General features: G+C 72.9%; 10 protein-coding genes. 2 read left to right on the forward strand and 8 right to left on the reverse strand.

From position 1 onward, the window contains the following. Window positions 1-46: 46 nt before the first annotated feature. A complete protein-coding gene (locus tag VH969_RS09465) occupies window positions 47-2,236 on the forward strand; it encodes an MMPL family transporter (protein WP_331973285.1) in 2,190 nt (729 codons plus the stop codon). Here VH969_RS09465 and VH969_RS09470 read toward each other — a convergent pair. From VH969_RS09470 to VH969_RS09480, 3 genes are all read right to left on the reverse strand, one after another. Continuing rightward, complete coding sequence (locus VH969_RS09470) at window positions 2,223-3,668, reverse strand: amino acid permease (RefSeq protein ID WP_331973286.1); 1,446 nt, start codon at window positions 3,666-3,668, stop codon at window positions 2,223-2,225. The genes VH969_RS09465 and VH969_RS09470 overlap by 14 nt on opposite strands. A gap of 154 nt (window positions 3,669-3,822) precedes the next feature. Continuing rightward, window positions 3,823-4,767 (reverse strand): helix-turn-helix domain-containing protein, encoded by a 945-nt coding sequence (locus VH969_RS09475; RefSeq protein WP_331973287.1) that lies wholly within the window; start codon window positions 4,765-4,767, stop codon window positions 3,823-3,825. Then, window positions 4,764-7,598 carry an aminotransferase gene (locus VH969_RS09480; RefSeq protein WP_331973288.1) on the reverse strand — a complete coding sequence of 945 codons (2,835 nt, stop codon included), beginning with the start codon at window positions 7,596-7,598 and terminating at the stop codon, window positions 4,764-4,766. Before VH969_RS09480 ends, VH969_RS09475 begins: the two co-directional genes overlap by 4 nt. A gap of 321 nt (window positions 7,599-7,919) precedes the next feature. Between VH969_RS09480 and VH969_RS09485 the strand changes: the two genes are divergently transcribed. Further along, on the forward strand, window positions 7,920-11,297 hold the full coding sequence (locus VH969_RS09485) for a S8 family serine peptidase (protein WP_331973289.1): 3,378 nt from the start codon (window positions 7,920-7,922) through the stop codon (window positions 11,295-11,297). Between the two features lie 76 nt (window positions 11,298-11,373). On the opposite strand, the gene VH969_RS09490 is transcribed toward VH969_RS09485, so the two are convergent. Genes VH969_RS09490 through VH969_RS09510 form a run of 5 tightly spaced genes read right to left on the reverse strand, consistent with a single transcriptional unit; the run spans window position 11,374 to window position 16,309 of the window. Then, complete coding sequence (locus tag VH969_RS09490; protein ID WP_331973290.1) at window positions 11,374-12,852, reverse strand: TIGR03560 family F420-dependent LLM class oxidoreductase; 1,479 nt, start codon at window positions 12,850-12,852, stop codon at window positions 11,374-11,376. A 31-nt stretch (window positions 12,853-12,883) separates the two neighbouring features. After that, complete coding sequence (locus VH969_RS09495) at window positions 12,884-13,558, reverse strand: GntR family transcriptional regulator (protein ID WP_331973291.1); 675 nt, start codon at window positions 13,556-13,558, stop codon at window positions 12,884-12,886. Continuing rightward, a complete protein-coding gene (locus VH969_RS09500) occupies window positions 13,555-14,424 on the reverse strand; it encodes an ornithine cyclodeaminase family protein (protein ID WP_331973292.1) in 870 nt (289 codons plus the stop codon). Before VH969_RS09500 ends, VH969_RS09495 begins: the two co-directional genes overlap by 4 nt. Beyond that, complete coding sequence (locus VH969_RS09505; RefSeq protein WP_331973293.1) at window positions 14,421-15,422, reverse strand: proline racemase family protein; 1,002 nt, start codon at window positions 15,420-15,422, stop codon at window positions 14,421-14,423. Before VH969_RS09505 ends, VH969_RS09500 begins: the two co-directional genes overlap by 4 nt. Next, a complete protein-coding gene (locus VH969_RS09510; protein ID WP_331973294.1) occupies window positions 15,422-16,309 on the reverse strand; it encodes a dihydrodipicolinate synthase family protein in 888 nt (295 codons plus the stop codon). The genes VH969_RS09505 and VH969_RS09510 overlap by 1 nt, the downstream gene beginning before the upstream one ends. Window positions 16,310-16,316 lie beyond the last annotated feature (7 nt).

A 16,316-nucleotide genomic window follows, 5' to 3' on the forward strand; every position in this document is an offset into this window, starting at 1 on the left:
GGTCGACCGGCGCGCACCGGCGCGTTATCGTGGAAAGGAAATGCGCATGTTCTCCTGGTGGGGAATGGCGATGAGCCGGCTGCGATGGCTGGTCGTGCTCGCCACAATTGGATTCGTAGCATTCGCCGGCGTGTGGGGTACCGGTGTTTTCGACAGACTCGCCGACGACGCCAGCCTGAGCGACCCCAGCAGTGAGTCCGCGCAGATATCGGACCGCGTCACCAAGGAGCTCGGAGCGCAGAAGACGCATTTCGTCGCGCTGTACTCGAGCGACTACCTGACCGTTTCCGACCCGGCGTTCGCCGCCGAGATCGCCGCCGTGACCAAGCGCGTGCGCGGCTTCGCGGCCGTCAAGCAGGTGACGTCCTTCTACGAGACCAAGGCACCGCAGCTGGTCTCCCGCGACAAGCACGCCACGTACCTGCCGATCCGGTTCGCCACGGGCACCGACGACGCCACCGTTGCGCAGGTCCGCGACGCGCTCGCCGTCGACACGCTGAAGCTGCAGGTCGGCGGCCCGCTCGCGATCGACGAGGACATCAGCGGCCAGGTGGAGCACGACATCGTGCGCGCCGAGCTGATCGCCATGCCGATCCTGCTGGTGTTGCTCGTCCTCATCTTCGGCAGCCTCGTCGCGGCCTGCATGCCACTGGTGCTCGGCGTGCTAGCGATCCTCGGCGCGTTCACGGCGGTCCGCGGGATCACGATGCTGACCGACGTGTCGGTGTTCTCGATCAACATCATCACGATCCTCGGGCTGGGCCTGGCGGTGGACTACGCGCTGTTCATGGTCACCCGGTTCCGCGAGGAGCTCGACCGCGGCCGGCCGGTGCGCGCGGCGGTCTCCCGCACGATGGCCACGGCGGGCCGGACCGTCGCGGTGTCCGGCACGATCGTGTCGCTCTCGCTGTCCGGCCTGCTGATGTTCCCGCAGCTGCTGCTGCGGTCGATGGGGCTTGGCGGCGCGGCCGCCGTGGCGGTGGCCATGGTGTCCAGCCTGACCGTGCTGCCGGCACTGCTCGCCCTGCTGGGGCACCGGATCGACGCGCTGCGCCTGCCGTGGTCGCGGCGCCGGCGGATCCGCACGGTGACCGGGGCGGTCGAGTCGCTCGCCACGCGGTCCGGCGGGTGGGCCCGCATCGCGCGCAGCGTCATGCGCCGGCCGGTGCTCTACACGATCGGCATCACCGCGGTGCTGCTGGTGCTGGCCACCCCGTTCACGCGCGTGCAGTTCGGCGGTGTGGACGAGCGCGTGCTGCCGGCCGGCACGGAGAGCCGCGTCGTGTCCGAGCGGCTGGACGCCGAGTTCCCCGGCGGCGGCTCGGACCCGATCAAGGTGCTGGTGAGCGACGTGGACCCGGGCGTGGCCAAGTGGTACACCGGCGAGCTGCGCATGCTCGGTGGGGTGACCGGCGTCGAGATCGCCGCCCAGCGCGGGCGGGCCTCGTTGCTGAACGTCGAGTTCGCCGGCGCGGCGAACTCCGAGCACGCCCGGCAGATCGTCGAGGAGATCCGCGCGGCCGACCCACCGGCCGGCGCCGAGGTCCTGGTCGGAGGTCCCACGGCCGGCATCGTCGACCAGCTGAACCGGCTGGACGAGCGGCTGCCGTGGATGGCGCTGCTGGTCGCCGGTGTCACGTTCGTCCTGCTGACGTTCGCGTTCGGCTCGATCGTGGTGCCGCTCAAGGCGATCGTGATGAACCTCGTGTCGATCGGCGCGGCGTTCGGCGTGGTGGTCTGGATCTTCCAGGACGGGCATCTGGCGGACTTCCTGGGCTTCACCCCGACCGGCTACATCGACGCGAGCCAGCCGATCCTGATGCTGGCGATCCTCTTCGGACTGTCGATGGACTACGAGGTGTTCCTGCTGTCCCGCATCCGCGAGCAGTGGGACCACCTGGGTGACAACACGTCCGCGGTCGCCGCCGGCGTCCAGCGCACGGGCGGCATCATCACCGCGGCGGCGCTGCTGCTGTGCGTGGTGGTGGGCGCGTTCGCGACGTCGGGCATCACGTTCATCAAGATGGTCGGCGTCGGCATGCTCGTCGCCCTCGCGGTGGACGCCACCCTGGTGCGCCTCCTGCTGGTCCCGGCCACGATGCGCCTGCTGGGCCGGGGGAACTGGTGGGCCCCGTCGTTCCTGCGCGGCATCTACGGCCGCTACGGCGGCCTGGAGTCCGAACTGGACGACTTCCTTCCCGCGGAGCGGGAGCACGTCCTCGTCACGGCTCGCTAGCGCGGTTCAGCAGCGAGTGCCTCCGGCTGTAGGCGAAGTAGACGATCATGCCGAGCACGAACCAGATCGCGAAGCGCAGCCACGTCTCGGGCTTCAGGAAGGTGATCAGCCAGATCGAGAACACCACGCCGACGATCGGCACCACCGGCATCCACGGGCAGCGGAACGAGCGGGGCAGGTCCGGCCTGCGGTAGCGCAGCACGATGACCGCGGTGCACACCACCACGAACGCGAGCAGGATCCCGATGTTGGTGAGCTCGGCCGCCTCGCCGATCGGCAGCAGGCCGGCGATGACGGCGGCCGCGGCGCCCAGGATCCACGTGATGCGCGCGGGGACCTGGCGGGCCGCGCTGGTCTTGCCGAGCCACGCGGGCAGCAGGCCGTCACGGCTCATCGAGTAGCCGACGCGGGTGGCGCCCATCAGGAAGGTGAACAGCACGGTGAGGATGCCGAGGATCGCACCGGCCGCGATGACCGCGCCAAGCGCCGAGAGGCCGACCGACTCGAACGCGGCGGAGAACGCCGCGTTCGGGTCGATGTCGCGGTAGTCGACCATGCCGGTGAGCACGAGGCACGCCAGCACGTAGAGGACCATCGAGATCGCTAGCGAGTAGATGATCGCCCTGGGCATGTGTTTCTGCGACTCGCGCGACTCCTCGGCGGCGGTGGACATCGCGTCGTAGCCGAACACGGCGAAGAACACCGTCGCGGCACCGGTGAACACGCCCGCGATGCCGAACGGCGCGAACGGGGTGAAGTTGCCGGCGTCGATGTGGAACGCGCCGACGGCGATCACGAGGACGACCACGCCGACCTTGAGGTAGACGAGCGAGGTCTCGAACCGCGCGGCGCTTCGCATGCCGCGGTTGAGCACGTAGGCGATCAGCAGGCAGAGCAGGACCGCGAACAGGTTGACCTTGTACGTGCCGGCGGCGACGCCCTCGGGTTCGGTGCCGGGCGCGCCGAGCATCCACGACGGCAGCGAGATGTCGAGGAAGCCGAGGAGGTCGTTGAAGTACCCGGAGATCCCGATGGCCACGACCGCGACGATCGCGGTGTACTCGAGCAGCAGGTCCCACCCGATGAACCACCCGACGATCTCGCCCAGGACGGCGTAGCCGTAGGTGTAGGCCGAGCCGGCGCGCGGAATGAGCCCGGCGAACTCGGCGTAGGAGAAGGCGGCCGCGGCACTCGCGACCCCGGCGACGAGGAACGAGAGCACGACGGCCGGCCCGGCGGTCTCGTGCGCCACCGCCCCGGCGAGCGAGAAGATCCCCGCCCCGATGATCCCGCCGATCCCGATGGCGGTCAGCTGCCAGAGCCCGAGCGTGCGCCGCAGCCCGCCCTCCTCCGGCGCCTCGATGGTGTCGATCGGCTTGCGCCGGAACAACCCGGTAGCCGAAACCCGCGCGTCACCCTCCGGACGTTCCACGACCCCTCCCGTGCACGAGCGGTGCCTGCGATGTATCCGTCAGACCAACGGTAGGCCGGGGAGTCAAGACCGGCAGCTCATCAAGGCGTTCGGCGATGGCCGGTACCGTGGCACACTGCCTCGGCGGCGGGGTTCTGACGTACGCGCGGCTCGGTCACGCGAGGGGCTGGACTATCCGGGTCTCCCAGGTCTCGGGGTCCGGGTGCTCGCCCGGATCGGTCAGGTAGATCTCGTACGGCGGGCCGCCTCGTTGGTGGCCCTCCTTCTCCAGCCACGTCTCGATCGCCTGGTACGTGTCCGGCAGCGTGTCGTACGGGCCTTTGTGGACGGTCACGGCCGCCTTGCCCGACGGCAGCGAAAGCGGCTCGATGCCCGCGGACGGGTCGCCGGGTGCGGGTGCCGCGATCTGCACGCCACCCTCGATGACCACCGAGCTCATCCCGAACTCGGGGTACCGGGCGAACGGCGGGCCGGTCATCGTCAGGCCATGCTGCTGCGCGTGCGCGAACACCGCCGGCAGCGTCGAGCCCAGCGCGGCGGCTATCTCGTCGCGGGACGTACGGCGGCGCATCACCAGCGCGTCGACGGTCGGCATCTCCTGTACGGCGATCTCCGCGGGCACGGGAACGCTCCTCTCGGTAGACACGGTCATGCGGTACAGGCCCACGCACGGCGCCGCGGCGGACACGGCCGCCGCGTGCGTGCGGGACAGGTCGGCGACGTGCAGGCCTCTGGCCCGGTACGCCCGCGGGCTGACGCCGAACAGCCGGCGGAACGCGCGGGTGAACACCTCGTGGCTGGCGAACCCGTGTGACGCCGCCACGGCCGACGTGCGCCGGTCCGTGGTGACCAGGTCCGCCGCCGCACGCGCCAGCCGGACCCGCGACGTGTACGCCTTCGGCGTCTCGCCAACCACGGCGCGGAACCGCCGGTGCAGGTTGTACGCCGACCGGTGCGCCAAAGTGGACAGCGCGGACAGCGACACGTCCGCCCGCCGGCGCTCGTTGACCAGCGCCAGCAACCGAAGGATGTCCCGGGGCACGGCGGCAACCCTAGCCACGGCGGGCGGGTCCGGCTTGACCTTTCTTGCCCGGATCACGCCGCCTCCGTCAGGGCTTCGCCGAGTGAGTCCACGACGTGGTCGACGCTCACCGTGGTGATGCACATCGGCGGCTTGAGCTTCAGCACGTTCTTGTGGTCGCCCGTGGGCTGGACGACGCAGCCCTTCGCCAGCAGCGCCTCGCACACCCGCTCCGCCAGCTCGGTGGCCGGTGCGAACGTGGCGCGATCGGTCACCAGCTCTACGCCGAGGAACAGGCCCAGGCCGTGGACCGCCCCGATCGACGGGTGTGCCAGCGCCTCGAGACGAGCCTTGAAGTGCTCGCCCACCACGCGCGCGTTCTCCTGCAGGCCCTCGTCGCGCAGCACGTCCAGCACCGCGAGCCCGGCCACGCAGCTGACCGGGCTCCCGCCCGCCGAGGAGAACAGGCTGCCCTCCACGGCGAAGGCGTCGGCGATCGCGCGCGTGGTGAGCACCGCGCCCAGCGGATGCCCGTTGCCCATCGCCTTGGCGACGGTGATGATGTCCGGTCGCGCGCCCTGCTGCTCGAAACCCCAGAAGTACTCGCCGAGCCGCCCGTAGCCGACCTGCACCTCGTCGCTGATGCACACGCCGCCGAGCGCGCGGACCCGCTCGTACACCCCGGCCAGGTACCCCGGCGGCAGCAGCACCCCGCCGCCGTTGCCGAAGACCGGCTCCAGGATCACGCCCGCCAGCGACGCGCGCCCGGCGGGGCCGAGGGCGGACAGCTGCGCGTCGAGGTCGGCGAGGTAGCCCGCGGCGGCGTCCGGGCCGCGGTGCGTGCCGCGGACCGCGTTGGGCGCGTCGGCGAGCTCGACCCAGCCGGGCCGGCTCGTCAGCGCGCGGGGGTTGTCGCCGATGGACGTCGACACGGCGTCGGCGCCGGCGGTCCAGCCGTGGTACGCCTCGCGCGCGGCGAGCACCCGCGGCCGGCCGGTCGCCGTCATCGCCAGCCGCAGCGCCAGCTCGACCGCCTCGCTGCCGCTGTTGACGAGGAACACCGTGTCGAGGCCGGCCGGCGCGAGGGCCGCGAGCCGCTCGGACAGCTGCGTGAGCGCGGCGTAGTGGAACCGCGAGTTCGTGTTCAGCAGGGCGAGCTGCCGGGCGACGGCGGCGGTGACCCGCGGATGCGCGTGGCCGAGCAGCGCGACGTTGTTGATCGCGTCCACGTACACCCTGGCCTTGGTGTCCACGAGGTACTCGCGCCAGCCGCGCTCGATTTGCGGCGGGTGGCGGTAGTAGTGCTCCTGGACCCGGGCGAACGCGGCGTCGCGGCGCGCCAGCAGGTCGGCGGGATCGGCGGCCGGGGCCGCGACGGGCACGCCGAGCAGCGCGGACGGGTCCGGGCTGAGCCGCCGCCAGCTCTCCTCGGCCCGCGGCGTCACGAGGAACGGCGGAAGAAGACCGGGGACGGCGGACAGCCGCACCCCGACGAGCTCCGCACCGACGGCCAGCGGGTCGCCACGGCGCACCGCGTCGGCCACCGGGCGAACGCCGGACAGGTGCAGCTCCAGCGAGTCACCACGCAGCCGGAGCCACCCGTCGCCGGCCACGAGCCGGCCGTCGAAGGGCGCCACGAGCTCGGTCCCGGCCGGCAGTACGAGGTCGACCCCGAGCGCGAACGTGGCGCACGGCGCGACGAGCGGGCGCCCGCGGGTCAGCCGGTACTCGGCCCACCGCGTCACCGCGGCGCCCGCCTCCTTCGCGTGCGCCCGCAGGATCCGCGTCTCGGCACCGTCCACGAGCCACGCGCCCTCGTCGAGGTCCGGGCTCACCGGGGACAGGTCGACCACCGCGGGCACGCAGCCCGGCGGCAGCAGCCGCCCGACCGAGGACGCGTCACCCGGCGTCGCGGCGGCCGCCCGGATCAGGACGTCGAGCTCGTCGGCCGGCCAGGACGAGGCGACCCGGAACGAGCGCAGCTCCGCGGCCCGGCGGGCGCCGACGTAGTCGTTGCCGTCGTCGAGCGCGGCCTGCGCGTAGTTGCTGACGACGAGCACGGCGGTGCGCAGCACGACGAGCGGCCACAGCGCGGCGAGCTCCGGCTCGCCGAGCGGCACGCGGGCGGTGAAGGCGCCGACCGCCGCCAGCATCGGCGCCGGGTCGTCGCCCTTCATCAGCACCGCGGCACAGGCGGCCACGAGCTCGGCCACCCGCCAGCCGTGCTGCAGGTCGCCGAAGTCGATCACGCCGGCGGTGCCGTCGTCGAGCAGCACGACGTTGTCGTCGGTCACGTCGGCGTGGATCACCTGCTCCGGCAGCCGCCCCGCGACCGTGCGGAGCCGGCGCGACGCCGTCGCGCGGGCCGCCGCGACCGAGGCACGCAGGTCCGGCGGTACGAACGGCAGCAGCTCGGCCACGACGTCCCCGGCCACCCGCATGTCCCACTGGGTGCGACGCACCGTGCCGGGATGCCGGAAGCCCGCGAGCGCGGCGGCGACGCGGCCCGCGGTGTCCCCGAGCAGTCGCGCCTCCGGGAGCCCGAAGCCCGGCCGGTCGATCAGCGGCGTGCCCTCCACGTAGCTCAGCGCGCGGGTCAGGAGCGTGGTCCCGCCGACGTCGACGCGCTCGACGTCGGCGCCGGACAGGCTCGGCACGGGGAGTGGCACGGTGACCCCGGCCGCGGACAGCGTGCGCGACGCGAGGGCCTGCGCCTCGAGCTCGGCCGCGTCCGTCGCCGGGTTGGCGAACTTGAGCACGGCGCCCGCGACCCGGAAGTTGCGGTCCTGCTGGCTGCCCAGCTCCGCCGCCCGCCCGCGCAGCCCCCAGAGCCGGAGCGCGACGTCCTCGGCCTGCGCGGCGGTGACGGCCGGGCGGGCGAGGCCCGCCAACCCGGGTGAGTCGGTCATGCCACGCTCCTACCACACCCCAGCGCGAAACGGTGCGCGGCGCGTCCTCGGGACCGTCGACGTCAGGACCGTCCGGGTCCGGGGTTCGTTTCGCCGATCCGTCCATTCCGAGCCGTTGGTGCCGCTTGGCCGGGTTCCGGCCATTGCCGGATTCACGAATTCCGGGCAGTTTGCGAATGGGCCATTTGCCGTCTTGTAAATACAACCGCGATTGACGATAGTCACGCCGTCGCACGGGAATGGATCGCGCGCGGGGAGACCCATTCCGTCGGGGATTGTAGAAATAGTTTACCAACGCTTAGGGAAAGTGGGGAGCTGCAGATGCGGCATTCCTTGCGGTCCGCATGCGCCCTGGTCATCGCCATAGTTACGGGTGTGGCGGTGGCCGGCACGGCAGGACCGGTCGCTCTGGCACAACCGACTGCGAGCACCGGCTCCGGGCCACAGTCGGTGATTGTCTTACTCAAAGACCAACTCACGAATACGCCGGCGACAAAGGGCGATTCGAGCACCCGCCGAAACCGCGCGAAGAGCGCGCAGGACTCCGTGCTCGGCCGCCTCGCGGGTGCCGCGCCGGCCAAGGTCAAGCATTTCTCGCTCGGCAACGCCTTCTCCGCGACGGTGACCGCCGGCCAGGCCGCCGCGCTCGCGCGCGACCCGGCCGTCGCCAAGGTGCTGCCCGACAGCGAGGTCACGCTCCCCGAGCCCACCGCACCGGGCGCTCCCGGCACCGGTGGCGCGCCCGGCAGGTCGTCGGCGACCACGGCCGCCGAGGGCCAGATCTGCCCGACCGACCCGAACCACCCGCTGCTCGAGCCCGAGGCGCTCACCTCGATCCGCGCGGCGAGCACCGACGGCTCGAAGAGCGCGGCGGACCTCGCCGACGGGCACGGCGTGAAGGTGGCCTTCCTGGCCGACAACATGGACCCGAACTACGCCGACTTCATCCGGCCGGACGGGTCGAAGGTGTTCGTGGACTACAAGGACTTCTCCGGCGACGGGCCGAACACGACCGACAGCGGCGCCGAGGCCTTCGGCGACGCCTCCTCGATCGCCGCCCAGGGCGTCGTGGTCCACGACCTGTCGAAGTTCGTGAACCAGGCCCACCCGCTGCCGCCCGGCTGCAACATCGTGGTCAAGGGCGTGGCGCCGGGTGCGAGCCTCGTCGGGCTGAACGTGTTCGGCTCGACCGCGACGAACTCCGCGGTCCTGCAGGCGATCGACTACGCGGTGACCGTCGCGCACGTCGACGTCATCAACGAGTCGCTCGGCCTCAACCAGTACCCGGACCTCAGCTCGCGCGAGCTGTTCCAGGTGTTCAACGACAACGCCGTGGCCGCGGGCGTCACCGTCGTCTGCTCCACCGGCGACGCGGGCATCACGTCGACCATCGGCAGCCCGGCCACCGACCCGCTGGTGATCTCCACCGGCGCGACCACGGACAACCGGCTCTACGCGCAGACCACCTACGCCGCGTTCCCGTTCTCCAACGGCAAGTGGGTCAGCGACAACATCTCCGCGCTGTCCTCCTCCGGCATCACGATGGGCGGTCGCACGATCGACCTCGTCGCCCCCGGTGAGGGCAACTGGGCGGACTGCTCGCCCGCCTACGCGGAGTGCGTCAACTTCCAGTCGCCACCGCAGCCGACCGACCTCGAGTCGTTCGGCGGCACCAGCGAGTCGGCCCCGCTGACCGCGGCCACCGCCGCGCTGATCATCCAGGCGTACCGCGGCAGCCATCACGGCCACTCGCCCTCGCCCGCGCTGATCAAGCGGATCCTCACCGGCACCAGCCGCGACCTCGGGCTGCCGGCCGACGAGCAGGGCTCGGGCCTGCTCGACGCCCGCGCCGCGGTCGAGGCCGCGCTGACCGCGCCGGGCACCACCGGCGCACCGGCCGGCGTGCGGTCCAACATCGTGCTCTCCGACGGCCAGGTCACCCTCGAGGGCGCGCCGGGCAGCACGAAGTCGGGCTCGGTCAAGGTGACCAACGTGGGCAACCACGCGGTGAGCGTCCACACCGGAACGCGGACCTTCCGGGAGCAGTCGGCGCACCGGCAGACCGTGCAGTTCGACGCCACCACGCTGCCGACCTTCACCTACTACAACGGCCAGACGTGGGCGGTGAAGAAGGTGCCGTTCGACGTCCCGGACGGCGCCGACCGGCTGTTCGCCCGGATGGCGTGGCAGGGCAACCCGGCCGTGGTGCGGCTGACGTTGCTCGCACCGGACGGCACGTTCGTCGCCAACAGCCGCCCGCAGGGCGGCGCCGCGACGGCCAACTACGCCAACGTCGACGTCCGGTCGCCGAAGGCCGGCACGTGGACCGCGGTGATGTACTCGATCGCCGGCACCGGCGGGTACACCGGCCCGATCATCCTCGACACCAGCACGCAGCGGGCCGCGCCGTACGGGCACGTCTCGCCGTCGACGCTGACGCTCGGGCCGGGCCAGACCAGGTCGGTCTCGTTCAGCCTGCGCACCCCGGACAGCGGCGGCGACGCCGACTACTCGGTCACGTTCGGCACGTCCGAGGGGCAGCACACGACGATGTCGGCGGTGCTGCGCAGCGTCATCCCGACGCCGGGCCGGTTCCACGGCACGATCACCGGCGGCAACGCCAGGGCCGTGTCGCCGGCGCAGACGTTCAGCTACTCCTTCGACGTCCCGCGCGGCAAGCGGGACCTCGACATCGGGCTGCGGCTGTCCGACCCGGGTTCGCTCGTGGACATCGTGCTGATCGACCCGAACGGCGAGCTCGCCGACGTCAACAGCAACGTGTTCCTCAACTCGCAGACCACGGTCGCGCAGGGTGGCACGGTGCAGACGTACGACGCGCGGCCGCTGCCGGGCCGCTGGCACCTGGTGCTCGTCGTGCAGAACCCGGTGACCGGCCAGGAGATCGAGCAGCCGTTCCGCGGGACGGTCGGGTTCGACCAGCTGGCCGTGCACGCGAACGGCCTGCCCGCGGGCGGCACGCTCACGGCCGGCCAGGCGGTGACCGTCCCGGTGACCGTGCGCAACACCGGCGTCGAGCCGATCGCCGTCGGCGTCGACCCCCGCACGAACGACGTGCGGACGCTGACGCCGGTGCCGATCCAGGGCAGCAACGAGGTGGACCTGCCGGAGGACCCGGCGGCCGCCCCGGTGTACCTCGCCCCGCCGGACACCAGCCGCCTGACGGTCGCGACGACGTCGACGGTGCCGGCGCAGGTCGAGCTGCAGAGCTCGGCGGCGGGCTTCGACCTGTTCGGTGACCTGAAGGCCGCCCAGAACGGCGACACCACGTCGGTGGCGACCGTGGGCGAGCGGAAGGGTTACGTGAGCAAGGGCATCTGGTTCGGCGCGCTGCAGGAGATCGGCCCGTTCGGTGCCGCGGGTGCCCAGCCGGGGCACGCGACCTACACGGCGACGATGCGCACGACGGGCTTCGACTCGTCGGTGACGTCGTCGACGGGTGACCCGTTCGACTTCGCCGTCGACCCGAACGGAACCGGCGGCACGCCGTCGATCATCCGGCCGGGCCAGACCGCCACCGTCCAGGTGACGATCACGCCGGCGGGCCGGCCGGGCGAGGAGGTGTCGGGCCACCTGAACCTGGTGACCGTGCCGGTCCTGCCGACCGGCGTCACCGCCCTGCCGTTCAACGGCACGGGCGAGGTCATCGCGGTCCTGCCGTACGACTACCGGGTCAAGTAACCAACCGACCCGGGCCCGGGTCCCGTCCGCCGCGGACGGGGCCCGGGCCCGTACCAGCGGGATCGCGTCGCCCGGCTCAGGGCCGGAAAGCGGCGATGACCTTCGCCATGCGGACCAGCGGCTCGGGCGAGGTCAGGTCCGGGAGGCGGACCATGACCTCCGCGACGCCGGCCTCGGCCAGCTCGCGGAACCGTCCTATGTGGTCGTCGACGGTGCCGGCGTGCACCGCGGCCGCGTAGCTCGCCGCGTCCTGGCGGCGGGGACGCAGGCGGTCGACGAGGCCGGCCACCGAACGGTCGTCGTCGCCCACCAGGGCGGTGCACAGGTGCGTCAGGTCGATCGGGTCCCGGCCGGCCGCCGCGCAGTGGGCGTGCAGCACGGATGCCTTGCGCCGCACGGTGTCCAGGTCGCCGAGGACGTTCGCGGCGTCCGCGTGGCGAGCGGCGAGCCGCAGCGTGCGCCGCTCGCCCCCGCCACCCACGACGATCGGGACGTGGTCCTGCAGCGGGCGCGGGTAGCACGTAGCCTCGGGCACGCGCAGCGCCTTGCCCTCGAACGCGGGGCTGCCCGGACCCCACAGCAGCGGCAGCAACGTCAGCGCGTCCTCGAGCAACGCGTACCGCGAGCGGGCCGGCGGGAACTCCCAGCCGTACGCGGTGTGCTCGGCCTTGAACCACGCCAGCCCCAGCCCGCACACCGCGCGGCCGCCGCTGAGCACGTCCAGCGTGGCGATGATCTTGCCGAGGTGCGCGACGTTGCGGTACGTGATGCCGGTGACGAGCGCGCCCAGCCGCACCCGCGACGTGCACGCGGCCAGGTAGGCCAGCGTCGTGTAGCTCTCCAGGAAGTCGTCCCACGCCCGGCCGACCTGCGGAATCTGTCTGAAGTGGTCCATCACGTAGATCGCGTCGAAGCCGGCCTCCTCGGCCGCGACCGCGATCTCCCGCAGCCGCGCCGCCGTCGCGGCCTTGCCGCCGTCGAACGCGAACGCCGACAGGTGCAGCCCGAACCGCAGCCCGGTCGGCCGCTCCTGCTGCCGCGCGGCGGCGGCCGGCGACGTCGCGAACGGGGCGGCAACCTGCCGGACCGGTTGCGGGGCAAGGACTTCGTCGTACCCCTCGGCGGCCAGCAGGTCGCGGACCGCACGCCAGCTCCGCAGCTGTGCGGTCAGCGCGTCGGCGGGGATGCGCTTGGCACGGCCGCGGTTGCGGGCCCGGCACTCGGCGGCCGGCGTGTCGAACGCGACCGCCACGCACGGCAGCCCGTGCCGGCGGGCAAGCGCCAGCCACGCCCGCCTGCGGTCCGTGTCCAGCCCCAGCGTGTCGATGACCGTGGTCAGCCGGCGGGCGAGCCGCACGGCGACGATCTGCTCGAGCAACGCGAACGCGTCCGTGCTGGCGGCGATGTCGTCCTCGCCCGCGCCGACCACGGCGCGCAGCCGGTCGCTGGACACGATCGTCTCGGCCGGGAAGTGCTCGGCGGCCCACGTCGACTTGCCCGACGCACCCGGCCCGACGAGCACGACCACACATGGCGACGGCAGCGCGAGCGTCACCCGGCCACGATCCCACACCCGTACCGGGAAATCAGCCCGGCGGCCCGGCCCAGATCGTGCGGACGTGGGCGATGTGGTGGCGCATCAGCCGCTCGGCACCGTCCGCGTCGCCGGCGGCCAGGAGGTCCAGCAGCTCGGCGTGCTCGTGCGCGGACGGGACGAGCGCGCCGCGGTCGGCCAGGGAGCGCAGGCCGTAGATCCGCGAGCGGGCGCGCAGCGAACGTACGGTCTCGACCAGGTGCTGGTTACCGGCCAGCGCGAGGAGCCGCAGGTGGAACTCCATGTCGGCGGTGACATGCGCGATGAGGTCACCCCGGCCGGCGGCCGCCTCGATCTCCGCGGCGAGCGGGCGCAGCTCGGCCAGCACGTCCGGGGCGACACCGGCCTCGGCGATCCGGCGGACGGTCGGCACCTCGATCAGCGCCCGCAGCTCGCTCAGCTCGTCCAGGTCCTTCCCGGACAGTTCGGTGACGCGGAAACCCTTGTTGCGCAAGGTGTCCACGAGTCCCTCGGTCGCCAGGTCGAGCATCGCCTCCCGGACCGGGGTCGCCGAGACGCCGAACTGCGCGGCGAGGCTGGGCGCCGAGTAGACGACCCCGGGGCGCAGCTCCCCGGAGATCACGGCGGCACGCAGCGTCTGCCGGATCTCCTCGCGCAGGTTCCGCCGCGCACCCAGCGCCGGCAGGGCGAGGTCCTCCCCCGTCATGCCCGCTTCTCCCAGCTGGCCGCGGCGATCACCAGGTCCTCCCAGGCCATCCCGACGCTCTTGAACAGCACCGGCCGCCCCGGCTCGACCGCCACCCCGCCGCGGACGGCGTCCGCCAGGCAGACCACTGTGGACGGATCCAGGACGCCGGCCCGGACCGCCTGGACCACGTCGCCGGCCTCGCGCAGGGCGGCCGACCGGGCCTCGACGACCACCGTCGACCCGCCGGCCACGGCATCGTCGACCTCGCGCGCGTCCGGCTCGTGCGAGCCGACGGCCACGACCATGGCCCCGGCGGGCAGCCGGGCACCGTCGAACAGCGGCGTCCGAGCGGTGGTCGCGCACACGACCAAGTCCGCGCCGGCGACGTCCGCCACCGAGCCCACCCGTCCGTCCACCGAGGACGCGAACTCGCCGGCGGAGGACCGGCCGATGACGACGACCTCCGCCACCGGCCGGACCGTGCGGATCGCCGCGATGTGGCTGCGGGCCTGCGGGCCGGTGCCGAACACGACGAGCCGGGACGCGGCCGCGGGCGCGAGCACGTCGACGGCGAGCGCCGAGACCGCCGCGGTGCGCACCGCCGTCAGCGCCGAGGCGTCCAGTGTGGCCAGCGGGGCGAGCGTCGCGGCGTCGTGCAGCAGGTAGGTGCCCTGGATGCGCGGATGGCCCAGCGCCGGGTTGCCGGGCGCCACGGAGGCGACCTTGACGCCGACGTACCGGTCCCACTCGGCCGGCATCAGCAGCAGGTGCCCGTGCGACACCGGCACCACGGACCGGGCGGCGTCCGCCTCCGGGTCCAGCCCGCCACACAGGGCCGCGCGGAGCGCCTCGATCGCCGCCCGCTCGCCGACGACCGGGATCACAGCTGGAACCCCTCGGGGAACGGGTCGTCGGGGTCGAGGAAGTACTGCGCGGTCCCGGTCACCCAGGCGCGGCCGGTGATCGTCGGCAGCACCGCCGGCTGGTCGCCGACCCGCTGCTCGCCGACCAGCCGGCCGGTGAAGTGCGTGCCGATGAACGACTCGTTGCGGAAGTCGGTGTGCAGCGGCAGCTCGCCGCGCGTGTGCAGCTGTGCCATCCGCGCGCTCGTGCCGGTGCCGCACGGCGAGCGGTCGAACCAGCCGGGGTGGATCGCCATCGCGTGCCGGGAGTGCCGCGCGTCCGACCCCGGCGCGGCGAGGTAGACGTGGTGGCAGCCGGCGATGTCCGGGTTCTCCGGGTGCACCGGCCGGTCCTGCTTGTTGATCGAGTCCATGATGGACAGCCCGGCGTCGAGCAGGCGCTGCCCGGCCGCGCGGTCGAACGGGAGGCCGAGCTGCGCCACGCCCAGGATGGCGTAGAAGTTCCCGCCGAACGCCATGTCGTAGCGCACGTCGCCGAACCCGGGCACGTCGACGACGCGGTCGAGCCCGAGCGTGAACGACGGCACGTTCTGGATGGTGACCGAGCGCGCCACCCCGCCGGCGACGGCGACCTCGGCCACGACCAGGCCGGCCGGCGTGTCCAGGCGGATCGTCGTGACCGGCTCGCTGACCTCGACCATGCCGGTCTCCACGAGTACCGTCGCCACGCCGATCGTGCCGTGCCCGCACATCGGCAGGCAGCCGGAGACCTCGATGAACACCACGCCCCAGTCGGCGTCCGGCCGGGTCGGCGGCTGCAGGATCGCGCCGCTCATCGCGGAGTGCCCGCGCGGCTCGTACATGAGCAGCCGGCGGATGTGGTCGAGATGGGCGATGAAGTGCATCCGCCGCGCGAACATCGTGTCGCCGGGGATGACGCCGACGCCGCCGGTGATCACCCGGGTCGGCATCCCCTCGGTGTGGGAGTCCACGGCGTGGAAGACGCGTTTCGTCCGCATCAGGAAAGCCCCTCCGCCAGGGCCTTCTCGGTGGCCTGCCGCACGGCCGCCTCGTGTTCGGGCGTGAGCGGCACGCGCGGCGCCCGGCACGGGCCGCCGTACCGGCCGGCGATGTCCATGCTCAGCTTGATCGACTGCACGAACTCGGTGCGGGAGTCCCAGCGCAGCAACGGATGCAGCAGCCGGTACAGCGGCAGCGCCTTGGCCAGGTCGCCGGCCGACGCCGCCCGCCACAGCGCCACGCACGCCTCGGGCAGCGCGTTCGGGAAGCCCGCGACCCAGCCCGGCGAGCCGGCGATCGCGAGCTCGAGCGCCACGTCGTCCGCACCGCACAGCACGTCCAGGCCCGGCGCGAGCTCGGCGATGCGGTAGGGCCGCCGCACGTCGCCGGTGAACTCCTTGACGCCGACGATCAGCCCTTCCCGGTACAGCTCGGCGAGCAGTTCGGGGCCGAGGTCGACCTTGGTGTCGATGGGGTTGTTGTAGGCCACGATCGGCAGCCCGGCCTTGGCGACCTCGCGGTAGTGCCCGAGCACCGCCCGCTCGTCGGCGCGGTAGGAGTTGGGCGGCAGCGACATCACGGCCGGGCACCCCGCCTCGCCGGCCTGCTCGGCCCAGCGCCGGGCCTCGGCCGCGCCGTACGCCCCGACGCCGGGCATCACGGTGAACCCGCCGGGCGCTGCCGCGACCGCGGTCGTCACCACGCGGGCCCGCTCCTCGGGCGTGAGCGTCGGGTACTCCCCCAGCGAGCCGTTGGGGGTGACGCCGTGGCAGCCGTGCGCGGCGAGCCAGGCGACGTGCTCGGCGTAGCGGTCGTAGTCGACGGCGAGGTCCTCGGTGAGCGGCAGCGCGGTCGCCACCAGGACCCCGTGCCAAGGTTTGGTCATCGGTGTT

Source organism: Actinophytocola sp. (assembly GCF_036555685.1).
Classification (GTDB): Bacteria; Actinomycetota; Actinomycetes; order Mycobacteriales; family Pseudonocardiaceae; genus Actinophytocola.

Coding starts and splice junctions, on each gene's coding strand:
- VH969_RS09465 (WP_331973285.1), top strand. CDS start 47: ATGTTCTCCTGGTGGGGAATGGCGATGAGCCGGCTGCGATGGCTGGTC.
- VH969_RS09480 (WP_331973288.1), bottom strand. CDS start 7,598: ATGACCGACTCACCCGGGTTGGCGGGCCTCGCCCGCCCGGCCGTCACC.
- VH969_RS09485 (WP_331973289.1), top strand. CDS start 7,920: ATGCGGCATTCCTTGCGGTCCGCATGCGCCCTGGTCATCGCCATAGTT.
- VH969_RS09495 (WP_331973291.1), bottom strand. CDS start 13,558: ATGACGGGGGAGGACCTCGCCCTGCCGGCGCTGGGTGCGCGGCGGAAC.
- VH969_RS09505 (WP_331973293.1), bottom strand. CDS start 15,422: ATGCGGACGAAACGCGTCTTCCACGCCGTGGACTCCCACACCGAGGGG.
- VH969_RS09510 (WP_331973294.1), bottom strand. CDS start 16,309: ATGACCAAACCTTGGCACGGGGTCCTGGTGGCGACCGCGCTGCCGCTC.